The 17,868-nt window shown below is 38.8% G+C and carries 14 protein-coding genes and 1 pseudogene; 14 read left to right on the forward strand and 1 reads right to left on the reverse strand.

Annotation, left to right across the window (positions count from 1 at the left end; all coding sequences use genetic code 11):
• Positions 1 to 192 precede the first annotated feature (192 nt).
• The 3 genes from ccsA (at position 193) to ACM40_RS17165 (ending at position 4,977) form a co-directional block, all read left to right on the forward strand.
• Positions 193 to 3,462, forward strand: a complete 3,270-nt coding sequence (gene ccsA, locus ACM40_RS17155; protein WP_048504012.1) for a cytochrome c biogenesis protein CcsA — start codon at positions 193 to 195, stop codon at positions 3,460 to 3,462.
• A 340-nt stretch (positions 3,463 to 3,802) separates the two neighbouring features.
• Entirely contained in the window at positions 3,803 to 4,669 is an 867-nt protein-coding gene (locus ACM40_RS17160) for an SPFH domain-containing protein (RefSeq protein ID WP_048504013.1), read from the forward strand.
• A 110-nt stretch (positions 4,670 to 4,779) separates the two neighbouring features.
• Entirely contained in the window at positions 4,780 to 4,977 is a 198-nt protein-coding gene (locus ACM40_RS17165; RefSeq protein WP_048504014.1) for a hypothetical protein, read from the forward strand.
• A gap of 122 nt (positions 4,978 to 5,099) precedes the next feature.
• Here ACM40_RS17165 and ACM40_RS20660 read toward each other — a convergent pair whose 3' ends face one another.
• Entirely contained in the window at positions 5,100 to 5,252 is a 153-nt protein-coding gene (locus tag ACM40_RS20660; protein WP_040995320.1) for a histidine kinase, read from the reverse strand.
• A 135-nt stretch (positions 5,253 to 5,387) separates the two neighbouring features.
• Here ACM40_RS20660 and ACM40_RS17175 point away from each other — a divergent pair, with 135 nt between their 5' ends.
• From ACM40_RS17175 to ACM40_RS17225, 11 genes and pseudogenes are all read left to right on the forward strand, one after another.
• On the forward strand, positions 5,388 to 6,938 hold the full coding sequence (locus tag ACM40_RS17175; protein ID WP_048504015.1) for an aldehyde dehydrogenase family protein: 1,551 nt from the start codon (positions 5,388 to 5,390) through the stop codon (positions 6,936 to 6,938).
• Positions 6,939 to 7,035: 97 nt separating this feature from the next.
• On the forward strand, positions 7,036 to 8,361 hold the full coding sequence (gene lat / locus ACM40_RS17180) for an L-lysine 6-transaminase (RefSeq protein ID WP_048504016.1): 1,326 nt from the start codon (positions 7,036 to 7,038) through the stop codon (positions 8,359 to 8,361).
• Between the two features lie 62 nt (positions 8,362 to 8,423).
• On the forward strand, positions 8,424 to 8,654 hold the full coding sequence (locus ACM40_RS17185; protein WP_048504017.1) for a DUF2007 domain-containing protein: 231 nt from the start codon (positions 8,424 to 8,426) through the stop codon (positions 8,652 to 8,654).
• Between the two features lie 253 nt (positions 8,655 to 8,907).
• Complete coding sequence (locus tag ACM40_RS17190) at positions 8,908 to 9,420, forward strand: GNAT family N-acetyltransferase (protein ID WP_048504018.1); 513 nt, start codon at positions 8,908 to 8,910, stop codon at positions 9,418 to 9,420.
• 116 nt (positions 9,421 to 9,536) lie between these two features.
• Positions 9,537 to 9,992: a transcriptional regulator gene (locus ACM40_RS17195; protein ID WP_040995310.1), complete on the forward strand. Its 456-nt coding sequence runs from the start codon at positions 9,537 to 9,539 to the stop codon at positions 9,990 to 9,992.
• A 1-nt stretch (position 9,993) separates the two neighbouring features.
• Entirely contained in the window at positions 9,994 to 11,178 is a 1,185-nt protein-coding gene (locus ACM40_RS17200; RefSeq protein WP_048504019.1) for an efflux RND transporter periplasmic adaptor subunit, read from the forward strand.
• A 1-nt stretch (position 11,179) separates the two neighbouring features.
• Positions 11,180 to 14,326, forward strand: a complete 3,147-nt coding sequence (locus tag ACM40_RS17205) for an efflux RND transporter permease subunit (RefSeq protein ID WP_048504020.1) — start codon at positions 11,180 to 11,182, stop codon at positions 14,324 to 14,326.
• Between the two features lie 82 nt (positions 14,327 to 14,408).
• Entirely contained in the window at positions 14,409 to 15,824 is a 1,416-nt protein-coding gene (locus tag ACM40_RS17210) for a TolC family protein (RefSeq protein WP_048504021.1), read from the forward strand.
• A 157-nt stretch (positions 15,825 to 15,981) separates the two neighbouring features.
• Entirely contained in the window at positions 15,982 to 16,479 is a 498-nt protein-coding gene (locus ACM40_RS17215) for a GNAT family N-acetyltransferase (RefSeq protein ID WP_048504022.1), read from the forward strand.
• A complete protein-coding gene (locus ACM40_RS17220; protein ID WP_048504023.1) occupies positions 16,476 to 16,958 on the forward strand; it encodes a MarR family winged helix-turn-helix transcriptional regulator in 483 nt (160 codons plus the stop codon). The genes ACM40_RS17215 and ACM40_RS17220 overlap by 4 nt, the downstream gene beginning before the upstream one ends.
• 329 nt (positions 16,959 to 17,287) lie before the next feature.
• Positions 17,288 to 17,868, forward strand: a pseudogene (locus tag ACM40_RS17225) (T9SS C-terminal target domain-containing protein); the annotation flags it as partial.

Consider the following 17,868-nt stretch of genomic DNA (forward strand, 5'->3'; position numbering starts at 1 on the left):
TTTCAATCACACAGATCGGAATAATATATCTGAAATTTCAGGGTATTACAATTTGAATTTTTGTTAATTGTTTTTATGTTATTAAGAATGGTTCAAAATAACTAAAATCGCCTTCAAAGTGACAAAAAACAGCTTTTTTTAGCCTCTTTGTGGTTTATCATCCTTATTTTTGCATGTCAAGTAAAATAAATCATGAAGAAGCTCCAAGATATTCTTATCTCAACCAGGACAATGGCTGTGCTGTTACTGGTGTATGCATTTGCGATGGCCTATGCAACGTTCTTAGAAAACGACTACGGAACTCCTACAGCCAAGGCGTTAATTTATGAAGCAAAATGGTTTGAACTCATCATGGTTCTGCTCATTCTCAACTTCATAGGAAATATCGGAAGATATAGACTTTGGAAAAGGGAAAAATGGCCGGTACTGGTATTTCACCTTGCTTTTATCCTTATTTTTATAGGAGGGGCCATTACCCGCTACATCAGCTTTGAAGGGACAATGCATATCCGGGAAGGTGAAACTTCCAACGAGATCGTAACGGATAAGAATTTCTTTAAAATTCAGATCGAGGAAAAAGGCGATGTTCTTAATTATCAGGATGTTCCTTATCTGATGTCGCCTTTACACAAGGACTTTAATGCTACGTATGACTTCCACGGAAAAGAAGTAAAAGTATTTGCCAAAGATTATATCCAGAGAAAAAAAGACAGCTTAATTGCTGAACCCAATGGTTCGGAATACCTTCACCTGGTGTCTACAGGAAATACCGGAAGACAGAATATCTATATCAAACCGGGAGAAACAAAATCGATCAACGGGACTTTAGTAACGTTCAACAGAGCGATTGACGGTGCTGTGGAATTCAAAAAAGAAGGTGGACAACTATTCATTAAAACCCCGGTTGATGCAGCTTTTATGACGATGGCAACACAGGCTACCGGAAGCACCAAAAAAGATGAATTCAAGCCTCTGGCATTGAGAAGTTTATACACCATCAACGAATTGAAACTGGTTGTTCCTGAAGGTCTTAAAAAAGGAAGACTAATGGCATTTGAAGGTGATAAAAAGAAAGATGCCATGGTGCCGGATGTACTGAGAATAGAACTTCAGGGCCCAAAAACAAAGCAAATGGTAGATCTTTCCGTTGAAAAAGGTAATCCGAATGCATTCAAGCAGATCACTATGGACGGACTGAATATTATGGTAGGTTTCGGACCTAAAGTTTATAATACGCCTTTTGCATTAAAGCTTGATGATTTCGTGATGGAAACCTACCCGGGAAGTTCATCGCCAAGTGCTTATGAAAGCCATGTGAAGATTATCGATGAAGGCAAAGAAACACCTTATAAAATTTATATGAACCACGTTCTTAACCATAAAGGATACCGTTTCTTCCAGTCAAGTTTTGATCCGGACAGAATGGGAACAGTGCTTTCTGTAAACCATGATTTCTGGGGAACCATTATTTCCTACATAGGATACGCACTTTTATTCTTAGGAATGTTTGTCATCTTCTTCTGGAAAGGGACCCACTTCTGGAAATTAAATAAAATGCTGACCGACGTTAATAAAAAGAAAGCGGCAACAGTATTTTTGTTGTTGTTAAGTTTAGGCTTAAACGCACAGAAAATAGAAACTCATGGTACAACAGACGGAAGCAAGGAACATATCCATGTAGAAGGAGACAACCATTCTCACGCTCCGACTCCTTCTGCACAGCCGCTTGATGGTGCTTCCCCTAAGCAGAATTCATTGGCAACCCCGATGAGTAAAATGAGATCGATTACTCCAGATGAAATTATTTCAAGAAATAAAATCAACAAAGAGCATGCTGACAAGTTCGGATATCTTTTGGTGCAGAATTTTGAAGGAAGAATTGTTCCTATTAACACGGAAGCATTAGATATTTTAAGAAAATTATACAAAAAAGACGAGTTTAAAGGAACAGACGGAAAATCTCTTACAGCTAACCAGTGGTTTCTTTCCATCAATACGGATACGCCAAGCTGGACGATGGTTCCGATCATTAAAGTGGGAACTAAAGGAGGTGATGAGCTAAAGAACAAAACAAAGGCTGATGAAGATGGTTATACCTCATTAATGAACCTTTTCCCGGCAGACGCAAACGGTAACCTTACCTATATCCTGGAACATGATTACAACACGGCATTCCGTAAAAAACCGGCTGAGCAGACCAACTATGACAAGGAAGTAATTGCTGTAAACGAAAGGGTACAGATCTTCAACGAGTTTTTCAGCGGTCAGTTTATGAGAATAGTTCCGGTAAAAAACGATGCTAACCACACATGGCATTCCTGGCTGGATCAGAAATTTGAACCAGATATGGAATCTCAGCAGGTAATGGGCCCTTATTTTGCAGAAGCTCTTACTGCACAAAAAACAGGAAACTGGACTAAAGCCGATGCTGAACTGGCAAAACTGTCAGAATACCAGCAGAAATGGGGTAAAGCAGTAGTTCCTGCAAAATCTAAAGTAGATCTTGAAGTTTTCATGAATAAAGTGAACATCAACTTCAAACTATTGATTTTCTATACCATCATCGGAGGACTTCTTCTGATCCTGGGATTTGTAGAGCTGTTCAAGACTAAAAAGAGTTTAAATAAAATAATCAAAGTCATTATTGCTGTAGGAATAGTGGGATATTTATGCCACTTCTTAGGCCTTGTGGCTAGATGGTATATTTCCGGACATGCTCCTTGGAGTAACGGATATGAAGCGATCATTTTTATCTCCTGGGTTGGTATTACAGCCGGGTTGATCCTTTATAGAAATGCGAATGCTCTTATTCCTGCAGCCGGTTTTATGGTGGCGGTTATTATGATGGGATTTGCCCACGGAGGCTCAGCACTTGATCCGCAGATTACACCGCTTGTTCCGGTATTGAAATCTTACTGGCTGATTGTTCACGTAGCAATTATTACCTCAAGTTACGGTTTCTTTGCCCTGTCCATGATTATTGCTGTCATCTCTTTGGTATTTTATATTATCGCCAATAAAGACACTTACAAGCTTCATCACGACACTACATTAAAAGAGTTGGTCATTGTATCTGAAATGTCACTGACGATCGGTCTTTTTGCCTTAACGGTAGGAAATTTCTTAGGTGGTATCTGGGCCAATGAATCATGGGGAAGATACTGGAGCTGGGACCCGAAAGAAACATGGGCCTTCATTTCCATTATGGTATATGCATTCGTATTACATATGAGACTGGTTCCCGGATTGAGAAGCAGATGGGCGTTCCACGTTGCAACGATGTTTGCCTTCTGTTCAATGGTAATGACGTACTTTGGAGTAAATTACTACCTGAGCGGACTTCACTCATACGCAGCAGGAGATCCTGTCCCGGTTCCGGCCTGGGTATATATCGGGTTAAGCACAATGCTACTTTTATCTGCTGCTTCTTACATTAAGTTTAAAGCTTTAACGAAGAAATAGATTAAAAACATAACAATTGAAATCCTGGAATTTTATTCCGGGATTTTTTTTGTGAGTGTTTCGGGGTTTGGTTATGTGTCACGGGTTACGAGCTGCGGGGTTCGGGTTTGTATATAAAGGATAAATGTTCCGGGTTATAAATAATATTAATTAAGGTAATAGCTGGATCAAAATTTAATTGATCACTAATATTTTTCGCCCCGGATCATGAAACTCGTAACTCGAAACCCCGAACCTTGCATCCCACACCCCGAAAAAAATTCTTCAACAATGATTCTAAATTCAAAAACTTATTCATACCTTTATGATATCAAAATAATATCAAATTAAAATTACAATCATGGAAAAAGTTTTAAAGCCCATGTCAGGCTATTTGGCATTGGTATTCTGCCTGGTTTTATTTGCCGGTGCCGTTTATTTTTTTATTTCCGGAGTGGAGCAAAGCATTACGTTCGTCATTCTTGCCATGCTGTGCTTTCTGTTATTCTGTTTTTTTCTGAAGGGTCTGATGATTATTCAGCCCAATCACTCAAGAGTACTGAATTTCTTTGGTAAGTATGTGGGAACGGTAAAGGATAACGGGTTATTTTTCATCAACCCTCTGTATTCATCACAGAAAATGTCACTACGTTCGGAAAACCTTCAAGGGCAGACGCTGAAAGTAAATGACAAAATGGGGAACCCGATTGAAATTGCAGTGGTAATCGTTTGGAAGGTAGGAGATACTTACAAAGCTGCTTTTGATGTTGAGCGTTATTCAGACTTTGTAAGAATGCAGAGTGAAGCTGCAGTACGTCATTTGGCCATGAGTTTTCCGTATGACAATTTAGAAGATGACCATGCACCGATCACTTTAAGAGAAGGAGGTGATAAGATTAACTCCATTTTGGAGCAGGAGCTTACCGACCGTCTTTCAAAAGCGGGAATTATGATTCAGGAAGCGAGAATTTCCCACCTGGCTTATGCATCGGAAATTGCAGGAGCTATGCTTCAGAGACAGCAGGCAACAGCTATTGTTGCAGCCAGAACCAAGATCGTGGAAGGAGCTGTTGGAATGGTAGATTTGGCATTGAAAAAACTTTCGGAAGAAAATATCGTAGAGCTTGATGATGAAAGAAAAGCAGCTATGGTAAGCAATTTAATGGTTGTACTTTGCGGTGAAAAAGCAGCACAGCCCATTTTAAATGCAGGAACCCTTTATAATTAAGAGTCAAAAGCAAGAATGAAGAATGAACGCTTGGATTTTTATGGCAGACTTTAAGCAAAAGCCTTTATGTCTTCTGTTCCAAGAGTATTACTAATCTGCAAAGAGAAAAAATGAAATCGGAAAAAGCTTCAAAACCCTCTGAAACTAAAGGCAAGAAATCCTTCGTCATAAGAATCGACGAATCTACCTATAAGCTGGTGGAGAAGTGGGCCAATGACGAGTTCAGGAGTGTAAACGGACAGATCGAGTATCTGTTGCACCAAAGCTTGGTTAATTCAGGGAGGAAAAAGAAAGACGAAGAAGAATAAACAGAATGTAAAAGCAGTTGATGGAACGAATTTAAAAATATTTTGCATTTCATCTGCCTCTACAGGGCAGTCCATTCAATTAACCTTATTAAAAAGAAAAGCAGAGAAACTTCTCTGCTTTTTTATTTTATACAACTTTGAAGCGTATCTGCTCCAAAGTAGAATATGACGAGCCAGATCAGGCCTTTGATCGTGAAAAAAGCAAATCCTGCCCATCCTACACGCTTGAACCACTTCTTGAACTTCGAATTGTTGTTTTCCTGTGAATTTTCCATATCTCAATGTCAAAAGATTACCTTACAAAGATAAACATGTTTGTAATTAGTCCAAATAAAAAGGATGTTAAAAATTAAAATTTTGAGGTTCGCATAATATTTCTATCTTTAGAGGAAACGAAAAGTAAACATTTTATGTCTAAAAAAGTAAAGGATTTCGGAATCGAAAAAACACTCAAAAACCTTGGTATTAAAGAAGAAAATAAGGGGACTTCAGTGGGCGGAAAATATTTTGCTTCGGGGAAAACAATAGAAAGTTTTTCTCCTGTAGATGGCAAGTTAATCGCTAAAATAAAGACTTCCGGAGAAAGTGATTATGACAAAGTAATAGAGACGGCCCAGAAGGCGTTTCAGGAATTCAGATCTATCCCTGCACCTAAAAGAGGGGAGATCGTTAGACAGTTAGGTCAGAAATTAAGAGAATATAAAGATGACCTTGGAAAACTGGTTTCTTATGAAATGGGTAAATCTCTTCAGGAAGGCCTTGGAGAAGTTCAGGAAATGATTGATATCTGTGATTTCGCTGTAGGAGTTTCAAGACAGCTTCACGGTTATACGATGCACTCGGAAAGACCTGGTCACAGAATGTATGAGCAGTACCATCCGCTTGGTGTAGTCGGAATTATTACCGCTTTTAATTTTCCTGTTGCCGTTTGGGCATGGAATACCGCTTTAGCATGGATCTGCGGGAATGTTACCATCTGGAAGCCATCCGAAAAAACACCATTGTGTGCCATTGCATGTCAGAACATTATGGCTGAAGTATTAAAGGAGAACAATCTTGCTGAAGGTATTTCAAGCGTATTGGTTGCTGATCATGAAATCGGGCAGAAACTGGTTGATGACAAGAGAGTTTCGTTAGTATCCTTCACGGGATCTACAAGAGTGGGAAGAATGGTATCTTCCAAAGTAGCGGAAAGATTCGGAAAATCCATCCTTGAATTGGGAGGAAATAATGCGATCATTATCTCTAAAGATGCCGATATCGATATGTCTATCATCGGAGCCGTTTTCGGAGCCGTAGGAACAGCCGGGCAAAGATGTACATCTACAAGAAGATTAATCATCCATGAAAGCGTTTACAATGAAGTGAAAAACAGACTGGTAAAAGCTTACGGACAATTAAAAATAGGAAATCCGTTAGATGAAAACAACCATGTAGGACCGCTTATTGACGTAGACGCTGTTAACCAATATGAAGAAGCGATTAAAAAATGTAAGAAAGAAGGAGGTAAATTTATCGTTGAAGGCGGTGTTTTAAGCGGAAAGGATTATGAATCCGGATGCTATGTAAAACCATGTATTGCAGAAGTTAAAAACTCTTACGAGATCGTTCAGCACGAAACTTTCGCACCTATTCTTTATTTGATCAAGTATAAAACATTAGACGAGGCTATCGCTATTCAGAATGATGTTCCACAGGGATTGTCATCTGCCATCATGACCCAGAACTTAAGAGAAGCAGAATTATTCCTTTCTCATGCAGGTTCAGACTGCGGTATTGCGAACGTGAACATCGGAACTTCCGGTGCTGAAATCGGAGGTGCTTTCGGTGGTGAAAAAGAAACCGGAGGCGGAAGAGAATCTGGATCAGACGTTTGGAAATACTACATGAGAAGACAAACCAATACTATAAATTATACAACTCAACTTCCTTTAGCACAAGGGATTAAATTTGATTTGTAAAAATTTGGTTTAAGTCAAAAAAAAAATCAAAAATTAATAACCTGAATGTTTAAGCTTTTAGCCATTCAATTTATTAGATCACACAACTATTTTAATTATGGAACAAACAATTGATATAAAAGTAAATAAAGTAAAAGAAACCGTAGGAAGACACGTTTTGGCAGACGGCTTTGATTTTGTGATGGATATTGAAAAATCCCACGGATCATGGCTGTATGATAAGCTTACAGATAGAGAATACCTCGATATGTTCTCTATGTTTGCATCCGCTTCTATAGGCTACAACCACCCTTATCTGGTAGAAAGATCCGAATGGCTGGGGAAAATGGCTGTGAACAAACCTACTTTGGCAGACGTCTATTCAGATGAATATGCCCACTTTCTGGAAGTTTTCGAAAGAGTGGTTATTCCTGAAGAACTGCAGTATGCTTTCTTTATTGAAGGGGGAACTTTAGGCGTTGAAAATGCAATGAAGGCATGCTTTGACTGGAAAACACGCAAAAATTTTGAAAAAGGACTTCAGACAGAAGCCGGAATCTGTATCCATTTCAGACAGGCATTCCACGGAAGAAGCGGTTATACTTTAAGCCTAACCAATACTTCCGACCCAAGAAAATATCAGTATTTCCCAATGTTTGAATGGCCGAGAATCTTAAACCCTAAGTTACATTTCCCAATTACAGAAGAGAATTTAGAAGAAACGATCAAAAACGAGAGACTTGCTTTGTTACAGATCGAAGAAGCTATTCTGATGAATCCTGATAAAGTGGCTTGTATCATCATTGAGCCTATCCAGGCAGAAGGAGGAGACAATCATTTCAGAGACGAATTCCTGATGGGCTTAAGAAAGCTGTGCGACCAGAATGAGATCTTACTGATCTTTGATGAAGTTCAGACCGGTATTGCCATCACAGGAAAAATGTGGGCATTCCAGCATTTTACCGCTAAACCGGATATCATTTCTTTCGGTAAGAAAGCACAGGTTTGCGGAGTTTTAGCCAATAAAGAAAAATTCGATCAGATTCCAAATAACGTTTTCAGAGAAAGCTCAAGAATCAATTCTACCTTTGGAGGGAACTTTATCGATATGCTTCGTTTCCAGCTGGTAATGGAAGTAATCGAAAAAGAAAACCTGGTTGAAAATGCAAGAGTGGTAGGCGACTATCTGTTGGAAAAGCTAAAAGAGCTGGCTCAGAAATATCCTGAAAAGATCTCAAATGCAAGAGGAAGAGGGTTGATGTGCGCCATTGACCTTCCTTCAACGGAGCAGAGAAATCACCTGATGAACGAGCTTTTCAAAGACGGACTCATCATCCTTTCGTGCGGGGACCAGTCACTTCGTTTCAGACCCCACCTGAATGTTACCAGAGAAGAAATTCAGTTGGCTATGGATAAAATTGAAAATAATATTAATAAAATTTAAAACCAAAGATTTGTAATTTTAAAAAAAACATTGTACATTTAGATACTCAAACGATATAGAATATGGAAAGAAGTACGAGAGTATCGGTTTTTGAAAGTGATAAACCTTCAGAAATCCAGCTAATAAAGTCTAAATTGGATGATGCCCAAATTACAAATAGCGTCGAAAACAGTTATCTTACCTTTACGACAACGCCTACCGCAACGTCGTTGAAAATTATGGTAAAACTGGAAGACGAGAAGAATGCATTTAAAGTGATAGATGCTTATCTTCAGCAAAGCGAAAATCAATAAAACAATTTCATAATTTTAAATTTTACTACTTCGAACCGAAAATTAATTTTAATTAGTTTTCGGTTTTTTGGTTCAATTAAATAATCATTAAAAATTAAAAGATTAAAGAATTAAAATACAGATTCTTAGATATTCAATAGGGGTAGGCTTCAGCCCGCTTGAATAATAGATCACAATAAGCTTTAGCCAAACTTAAAAACAGGAGAATTATACACACTCTAATTAATCTTTTAATTTAACAATCCACACAACAATGAATTCAGAGACACAACTAAGAAAAGCAGAAATAGAGGACAGGGATATTATTTGGGGAATAATCCAGCAGTCCATCGAAAGAAGGAAGCAGGACGGAAGTACGCAATGGCAGAATGGTTATCCCAATTTGGGAACCGTGGAAAGCGATATTGCAAAAGGCTTTGGATATGTTCTTACTGTTGATGGGGAAATTGCAGTATATGCAGCCCTTATTTTAAATGATGAGCCAGCCTACAGTACCATCGAAGGGGCCTGGCTGAGCGACGGAGAATTTGTTGTTGTCCATAGGGTGGCCGTTGACGAAAAATTTGCAGGACAAGGATTGGTGAAAAAACTTTTTGACCATATTGAAGATTTTACAAAATCTCACGGAATTCAAAGTATAAAAGTAGATACCAATTATGATAATCTGGCCATGCTGAAAATCCTTGAAAGCAAAGGTTATTCCTATTGTGGTGAAGTACTTTTGGCGGGGGGAATGAGAAAGGCCTATGAGAAGATTATAATTTAAGGCAAAAGTTAAATCAACTATCATTGAATTTTTAAAAGAGTCTGTATTTATAAACTCTATCATGTTTGTTCGTTTAGTTCTGAACTAATTTCTACTTTTGTCAAAATTTTTATATTATGCACCAAAGTATAGAAATTGATGAAAAAATATTTCAGGATGCCGTGAAATTTTACGGCACCGTTTTCAACCTACCGCCTTTAGCTTCAAAGATTTATGCCTACCTGCTTTTCGATTATGAAAAAGTAGGAATTACCTTTGATGAATTTGTTGAAGTACTCTGTGCGAGTAAAAGCTCTGTATCTACAAGCATTTCACTGCTCTTGAATGCACAGCTCATCATCGATCACAACAAAATGGATGAACGGAAACGGTATTTTTTCATCAATGACGAGTACAAGAAAATCAGATTTGAAAAGATCGTTCAGAAAATGAAAGACGAACTCAAACTACTCGATGACCTGAACAGCTTTAAAAAAAATCAGGACAACGAATACAACGAACGAATAGAAGCTTACAAAGCACTTTTATACAAAAACATAGAAAATATTCAGGAATCTCTTAATAAACTTTAAAATGAATAATAAGCTAGTTATACTTTCTATTGCAGCGCTTTCACTGACAGCCTGCAAAAAAGAAGCTCCAAAACAGGATGGTCCGAAACCTTACCCTGTAGTGTCTGTGGAGTCAAAAAATATAGTGGGCTATCAGACCTTTCCGGCTACCATCCAGGGAAGGGTGAACAATGATGTCCGGGCAAAAATACAGGGATATATTACCCAGGTGCTCGTAGACGAAGGGCAGTATGTTACCAAAGGACAGCCGCTGTTCCGTCTTGAAACCAATATCCTGACCGAAAATGCTGCCGCTTCCAAAGCCGGAATCGGGGCTGCAGAATCTAATATTGCAGCAGCACAGGCCTCTGTAAATGCAGCACAGGTGGAAGTCAACAAACTGAAACCTCTTGTTCAGAAAAACATCATCAGCAATGTACAGCTGCAGACGGCTCAGGCCAACCTGGCACAGGCCCAGGCTCAGCTGCAGCAGGCTACCGCGGCAAAAAGACAGGCTGTTGCCAATTATAAAGGAGTAGAAGCCAATATCGAATATTCTATCATCCGTGCTCCTATTTCAGGAGTAATCGGAAGACTTCCATTAAAAGTAGGAAGTTTGGTGGGACCTACTGATCAGACTGCCTTAACAACAATTTCTGATACTTCTGAAATTTTCGCCTATTTCTCAATGAATGAAAAAGAATATTTTGATTTCCTTGAAAAATCTCCGGGAGCATCTATGCCTGAAAAGATCAAAAACCTTCCGATGGTAGAGCTTCAGCTGGCTAATGGAAGCCTTTATCCTGAAAAAGGAAGAATTGAGGCTATTACCGGGCAGATTGATCCTACAACAGGTACCATACAGTTCAGAGTAGCTTTTACCAATGCTCAGAAATTATTGAGTAACGGTAACAGCGGAACAATAAGATTCCCACAACATTACGATAATGTATTGGTTGTGCCGGAAAGTGCAACTTACGAGCAGCAGGGTATTGTTTACGTTTACAAAGTAGAAAAGGATACTGCTAAAAATGTGGTTGTTAATGTGATCGACAGAATAGATAATCTTGCGCTTATAAAATCTGGTGTCAACAAAGGAGAAGTTATTGTTGCAGCAGGTATTGGAGGGTTAAAGCCGGGAACAGCCGTTAAAAAGAAGCCTGTAAAAATGGATAGCCTTGTTCAATCAATAAAACCGAAATTCTAAAATGATTAAAAATTTTATAAACCGACCGGTTTTATCCACCGTAATATCAATTCTGATTGTTATTCTCGGGGTGTTGGGATTGATATCGCTGCCGGTTACCCAGTATCCGGACATTGCGCCACCTACCGTAAGTGTATCCGCAAACTATACCGGAGCCAATGCGGAAACGGTGATGAAAAGTGTTGTAGTACCTCTTGAAGAACAGATTAACGGGGTAGAAGGAATGGACTATATTACTTCCAGTGCCGGAAACGACGGTTCTGCCCAGATCCAGGTTTTCTTTAAGCAGGGAATAGACCCGGATATTGCAGCCGTAAACGTACAGAACCGTGTAGCAAGAGCAACGCCGCTTCTTCCTTCCGAAGTAACCCGTTCAGGGGTAGTTACCCAGAAGCAGCAGACCAGTGCCCTGATGTATATGTCTTTCTATTCGGAGAATAAAGACCTGGATGATGTATACCTTCAGAACTTCCTGAATATCAATATTATTCCGAATCTTAAAAGGATTAACGGTGTAGGGGATGCCAACGTTTTCGGAGGTAAGAACTACTCCATGAGAATCTGGCTGGATCCTGCAAAAATGGCAGCCTACAGCATAACACCTACGGATGTTACCAATGCCATCAACGAACAGAGTAGAGAGGCAGCCGCAGGTTCTATCGGACAGAACAGCGGAAGTTCTTTTGAATATATCATCAAATATGTAGGTAAATTCAATGATAAGGAGCAGTATGATAACATTATCATCAAATCCCTTGGTGACGGACAGAATTTAATGCTGAAAGATGTAGCCAAAGTAGAGCTGGCAGGCCAGTCTTACACAGGAATCGGGGAAAACGGAAACAATCCGTCCATCAGTATGGGGATATTCCAGACTCCGGGTTCCAATGCCCAGGAGATCATTAAAAACATTAAAACTTACCTGAAATCAGCGGAAGGAACTTTTCCACAGGGAATTAAATATACCTTCAACTTTGACACCAATGAATTCCTTGAAGCTTCTATCGACAAGGTAGTACATACTCTGATCGAAGCCTTCATTCTTGTATTTATTGTTGTATATATATTCCTTCAGGACTTCAGATCTACCCTGATTCCGGCCATTGCGGTTCCGGTATCTATTGTGGGAGCTTTCTTCTTCCTGAATTTATTCGGATACTCATTAAACCTGTTAACTTTATTTGCATTGGTACTTGCGATTGGTATTGTGGTGGATGACGCCATCGTCGTCGTCGAGGCTGTCCATGCGAAGATGGAGCATGGTATTTCCGATGCGAAAAGAGCAACTGTAGAAGCAATGGATGAGATCACAGGAGCGATTATCTCTATTACTTTGGTAATGGCGGCTGTATTTATTCCTGTAACATTCATTACAGGTCCTACAGGAGTATTCTACCAGCAGTTTGGAATTACTTTGATTATAGCGATTATCATTTCTGCAATCAACGCCCTGACGCTGAGCCCGGTTTTATGTTCACTATTTTTAAAGCCTCATGCAGAGCATCATAAAGAATACAGCAAACTTAATTTTCTTCAGAAATTCTTCTATAAATTCAATATTGCTTTCAAAACAACCACTGAGCGTTATGGAAGAGGATTTGTATTCCTGCTGAGACATAAATGGGTAACCCTAATCATCTTCGCGGTGACCGGAGGTATTTTATTCTGGGCGAGCAGTACCATGAAAAAAGGTTTTGTACCTACAGAAGACAGAGGAATTATCTTTACAGATGTTCAGCTTCCTCCGGGGGCTTCTATGGAAAGAACGTATAATGCTTTAAAAACACTTCAGGCCAAAGCTTTAAAAGTTCCGGGAGTACAGAATGTAACGATTTCTACCGGTAGAGGATTCTTATCAGGAAACGGAAGTAACAATGGTCTTGCCTTTGTTAAGCTGAAGCCTTTTGAAGAAAGGAAAAAAGACGGCCAGACTTCTGATGATATTACCAAAAAGCTATTTGGAATTGTAGGATCTGTTCCCGATGCCAAAGTGGTATTTTTCCAGCCGCCAAGTGTACCTGGTTTTGGTAACAGTGCCGGTTTTGAGATGGTACTTTTGGATAAGTCAGGAGGAGAGTATGCAGATCTGGATAACAAAACCAATGAATTCATCGGGAAACTGATGGAAAGACCTGAAATAGAATTTGCCCAGACTTCATTCAACACAAAATATCCTCAGTACCAGATGGAGATCAATGTTCCTCTGACCAAGCAGCTTGGAGTTTCCGTAAGTGATATCCTGGCCACCATGCAGGGCTACATCGGAGGGATCTATACCGCTGACTTTACCAAATACGGGAAACAGTTCAGAGTAATGGTACAGGCACTTCCTGAAAACAGAAAAAACATTGAAAACCTGAATGAATTATATGTAAGAACCGGTTCAGGAATTATGTCTCCGATTTCACAGTTCGTTACGTTGAAAAAAGCATATGGACCTCAGTCGGTAAGCCGTTATAACCTGTTTACGTCCGTAAAAGTAACGGGAGCTAACTCTGCAGGATACAGTTCCGGAGATGCTATTACTGCTGTACAGCAGGTAGCAAGTGAAACACTGAACCAGAATTATGCGGTAGAATTTACCGGACTAACCAGAGAAGAATTGAATTCAGGATCCCAAACGCTTCTGATTTTCGGATTAAGTTTGATCTTTGTTTATTTTATTCTTTCTGCCCAGTATGAAAGTTATATCCTTCCGCTGATCGTAGTTATTTCTCTTCCTCTAGGGGTAATGGGAGCTTATTTCGGACAGAAAATTATGGGCTTAGAGAACAATATTTACTTTCAGATTGCCCTGATCATGCTCGTTGGGTTACTGGCGAAAAATGCGATTCTTATTGTTGAATTTGCGGTCCAGCGAAGACATCATGGGGAAACCATTGTCATGTCTGCCATTAATGCGGCTAAAGCCAGGATAAGACCAATTCTGATGACTTCATTTGCTTTCATTTTCGGTTTATTACCGTTGGTTCTTGCAAGCGGAATCGGTGCGGTAGGGAACAGATCTATTGCAACGGGTGCGGCAATCGGACTATTGATAGGAACTATTTTAGGATTATTTGTAATTCCTGTACTGTATGTGATTTTTGAAACACTTCAGGAAAAAATTAAACCTATTAAGAAAGAAGATATCAGTTTAGCAGAATAAAATTAAGGTTCAGGAATCGGAAGCTGGTTTTTCACATCTAAAACCACTTCTGATTCCGAACTCTAACTTCTAATTAAAACAAATGAAGAGTTTATTAAACATCATAAAAGGAATCACTTTTTCAGTCGCCATTCTTGGTGCCGTTACCTCCTGTATGGCAAGAAAAGAGTACGAAAGACCGAAAAACGTTGTAGACGAAAAGCTTTTCCGTACAGATATGCTGCCTTCCGACAGTACAACGATTGCGAATATTTCATGGAAAGAAATATTTACAGATCCTATACTTCAGAAGCATATTTCAAAGGCTTTGGATAATAATTTAGATATAAGGATTGCCCTGCAAAGCATCAATTCTGCGGAAGCTTATTTAAAACAAAGTAAGGCTGCCTATGAACCGACATTAACGGTAGGTCCCGGCTATTCTTTCCAGACTCAGTCTTTAAATACGCAGACCGGACAGTTATTTGGAGAGAGACGATATATTAACCAGCTTGATATTACAGCAAGTTTAGGCTGGGAAGCTGATCTCTGGGGCAAACTGAAGGCTCAGGAAAAAGCTCAGTTGGCAACTTATTTAGGAACTGTGGCAGCGCACAAGGCTGTTAAAAGTGATCTGGTTGCGTCTATTGCCTCCGCTTACTATCAATTGCTGACTTTTGATGACCAGAAAAGAATCATTACGGAAACAATTGCAGTTCGTGAAAAAAACCTTGAAACGACTAAGGCTTTAAAAGTTGCGGGAACAGTAACGGAAGTTGCGGTTCAGCAGAGTGAAGCATTGGTTTTCAATGCCAAATCTTTACTGATTGATATGGATACTCAGATCCAGCTGTTGGAAAATACAATGAGTTTGCTGATGGGAGAGCCTTCCCATACCATTGAAAGATCGACATTGAGAAGCCAGCAGGTTCCCGTTGATTTAAAGTTAGGATATCCTGCCCAGTTATTGGCCAACCGTCCTGATGTAATGAGAGCAGAGTATAATTTAATGAATACTTTTGAGCTGACGAATGCTGCAAAAGCCCAGTTTTATCCTACCTTAAAGATCACAGGAAACGGAGGAATCCAGTCTCTTGATATTGACCATTTGTTCAGTGTAAATTCATTGTTTGCAAGTGTAGTGGGAGGTTTGGCTCAACCGATTCTAAACAGGAGAGCGATCAAAACCAATTACGAAGTAAGCCTGGCCAATCAGGAAACGGCTTATCTGAATTTTAGAAAAACGGTGCTTACAGCCGGAAAAGAGGTTTCAGATGCGATCCGTGTATTTTCTGTTCAGGATTCTTTTATTGAATTGAAACAAAAAGAGCTCAATGCTTATAAGAATTCTGTTGAGTATTCTCAGGAACTTGTTAACTACGGTATGGCCAACTATCTTGAAGTATTGAATGCAAGTGTGAATTCATTGAACGCAGAACTGAATATTTCCAATGCGGAATACAGCAAAATGAAAGCTGCTGTAGAGCTTTACCAGGCTCTTGGCGGTGGATGGAAATAGAAGTTTATTCTATATAAAATATAACGTATGTCAGAGATGGCATACGTTTTTTGTTGTCTGATATTGGATATGGATTGTTAAATTTTTTATAAAAGCTAAAAAACATTTTGTATATATGTAGTAAACTACGTAGTTTTGATATATAAATAAAATGCATATGAATATCATCATTAAACCATTAAATAATACTTATTCGGATCAGCTGATTGACTTAATTCTTACCATCCAGCAAAAAGAATTTAATGTGCCCATTACGATAGAAGATCAGCCGGATCTAAAAGAGATTGAAAGCTTTTATATGGAACCCGGCGGAAATTTCTGGGGCGCTTTTATAGACAATGAGTTGGTAGGCTCCATAGCGTTGGTTAAATTTGATGAAAGGGCAGGAGCGGTGAGAAAGATGTTTGTAAAAAAAGAATTCAGGGGAAAAGAACTGAATATTGCACAGGAACTTCTGGAAGTTTTAATATCTTTCTGTCGTGAAAATGGAATAGATGCGATTTATCTCGGAACGGTTAATATATTAAAGGCAGCCATGCGTTTTTATGAACGCAATCATTTTTTACAGGTTGAAAAAGAAGATCTGCCAGCCCGATTCCCATTGATGAACAGCGATAATATTTTCTACTGTTTAAATTTAAATCAAAAGGTATGAATATAATAGACGAATCCGGCATCCTGGCTATATCTACCAGGCTGCAGCGTTTAAGTGAACAATTGAGAAAAGATGGAGCTTTGATCTATCAATCTTTTGATATTGATTTTGAACCTAAGTGGTTTCCAGTCATTTTTACCCTTCATCATAAAAAAATGCTGAGTGTTGTGGAAATTGCCAATGAAATAGGGTATACTCATCCATCTACCATAAGCTTATTGAAAGAACTGGAGAAACAAAAGCTTATTCAATCCAAAAAAGACAAACAGGATGAGCGCAGAAGACTGATTATACTATCTCCGAAAGGTATTGAACTGGTTGAGAAGATGCAGCCGGTTTGGGAACTGGTGTCAAAAGTACTTGGTGAAATAGCAGATAATAAGAATAATCTTCTGGCAGCCATTAATGAAGCGGAAGAAAAAATAGCTGAGCAGTCTTTCTATCAGCGAGCATTGAAGATGAAGAAAGAAAGTAAATAGTTTGATTACAATCTAAATATTTTTTAAAGCAATTGAAATAAATAAAAAGAGTTACTGAATCCGGTAACTCTTTTTTATTTAAAGAGGTAGTATGGGATGACTGTCTTAACTATTACATTATACTTCTAATTTCATATCTATCATTTAATACGACAGGTTTTGTCGCTTTCCGTCAATACCTTTACCTAATTAAATGATTTAAAATTATTATAAAAAACACTGACAATGACATGATCTATGTTAAATCTCTGTAATGAGATTTGTGTTTGTGTTAAAAAATGTTAAATTTGCCCAAAATTATTAAAACTAAGATTAACTAAATACACAAGATGAAGAAAATTTACTCTGGTGCATATATTCTATGCACAGTTCTGGGTCTGTCTGCCCAGGAAGTATTGTGGCAGAAAGATATCAAATCCAATACCCAGGATTTTCTAAGCCAGATCACGACAACCATTGACGGTCAATATTTAATTACAGGAAGCAGTATTCAGAGCAGTAAGCTTCAGGCAGAAGGCAGTAAGCAGAATGGTGGCTACGATTTCCATTTAATCAAATTAAACCAGCAGGGAGAAGAAATCTGGGAAAAATACTTTTCAGGACAGAATCATGATTACCTGTCAGCTTCTGTGGCTACCCAGGAAGGAGGATTTCTTGTTGCCGGCACTTCTTATTCCGGAAAAGGTTTAGATAAAAAAGAAGATTCCAAAGGAGGATCAGATATATGGCTTATAAGATTAAATGAATTTGGAGATGAACTTTGGCAAAAAACACTGGGGTCTTCTTCAGATGAAGAAGCAAAATCTGTAATTCAAAGTACAGATTTAGGATTCTTTGTAGCAGGCAACGTTCAGAACTCTAGAAAAGGTTATGGCTCCAAAGATGTTTTAGTTATAAAGCTAGATAAAGA

The sequence above is a fragment of the Chryseobacterium sp. BLS98 genome, assembly GCF_001045445.1.
In the GTDB taxonomy this organism is placed as follows: domain Bacteria; phylum Bacteroidota; class Bacteroidia; order Flavobacteriales; family Weeksellaceae; genus Chryseobacterium.

What these genes read in the sequence shown, in the direction of transcription:
- ccsA (WP_048504012.1), top strand. Translation starts at nt 193, where the DNA reads ATGAAGAAGCTCCAAGATATTCTTATCTCAACCAGGACAATGGCTGTG.
- ACM40_RS17160 (WP_048504013.1), top strand. Translation starts at nt 3,803, where the DNA reads ATGGAAAAAGTTTTAAAGCCCATGTCAGGCTATTTGGCATTGGTATTC.
- ACM40_RS17165 (WP_048504014.1), top strand. Translation starts at nt 4,780, where the DNA reads ATGAAATCGGAAAAAGCTTCAAAACCCTCTGAAACTAAAGGCAAGAAA.
- ACM40_RS20660 (WP_040995320.1), bottom strand. Translation starts at nt 5,252, where the DNA reads ATGGAAAATTCACAGGAAAACAACAATTCGAAGTTCAAGAAGTGGTTC.
- ACM40_RS17175 (WP_048504015.1), top strand. Translation starts at nt 5,388, where the DNA reads ATGTCTAAAAAAGTAAAGGATTTCGGAATCGAAAAAACACTCAAAAAC.
- lat (WP_048504016.1), top strand. Translation starts at nt 7,036, where the DNA reads ATGGAACAAACAATTGATATAAAAGTAAATAAAGTAAAAGAAACCGTA.
- ACM40_RS17185 (WP_048504017.1), top strand. Translation starts at nt 8,424, where the DNA reads ATGGAAAGAAGTACGAGAGTATCGGTTTTTGAAAGTGATAAACCTTCA.
- ACM40_RS17190 (WP_048504018.1), top strand. Translation starts at nt 8,908, where the DNA reads ATGAATTCAGAGACACAACTAAGAAAAGCAGAAATAGAGGACAGGGAT.
- ACM40_RS17195 (WP_040995310.1), top strand. Translation starts at nt 9,537, where the DNA reads ATGCACCAAAGTATAGAAATTGATGAAAAAATATTTCAGGATGCCGTG.
- ACM40_RS17200 (WP_048504019.1), top strand. Translation starts at nt 9,994, where the DNA reads ATGAATAATAAGCTAGTTATACTTTCTATTGCAGCGCTTTCACTGACA.
- ACM40_RS17205 (WP_048504020.1), top strand. Translation starts at nt 11,180, where the DNA reads ATGATTAAAAATTTTATAAACCGACCGGTTTTATCCACCGTAATATCA.
- ACM40_RS17210 (WP_048504021.1), top strand. Translation starts at nt 14,409, where the DNA reads ATGAAGAGTTTATTAAACATCATAAAAGGAATCACTTTTTCAGTCGCC.
- ACM40_RS17215 (WP_048504022.1), top strand. Translation starts at nt 15,982, where the DNA reads ATGAATATCATCATTAAACCATTAAATAATACTTATTCGGATCAGCTG.
- ACM40_RS17220 (WP_048504023.1), top strand. Translation starts at nt 16,476, where the DNA reads ATGAATATAATAGACGAATCCGGCATCCTGGCTATATCTACCAGGCTG.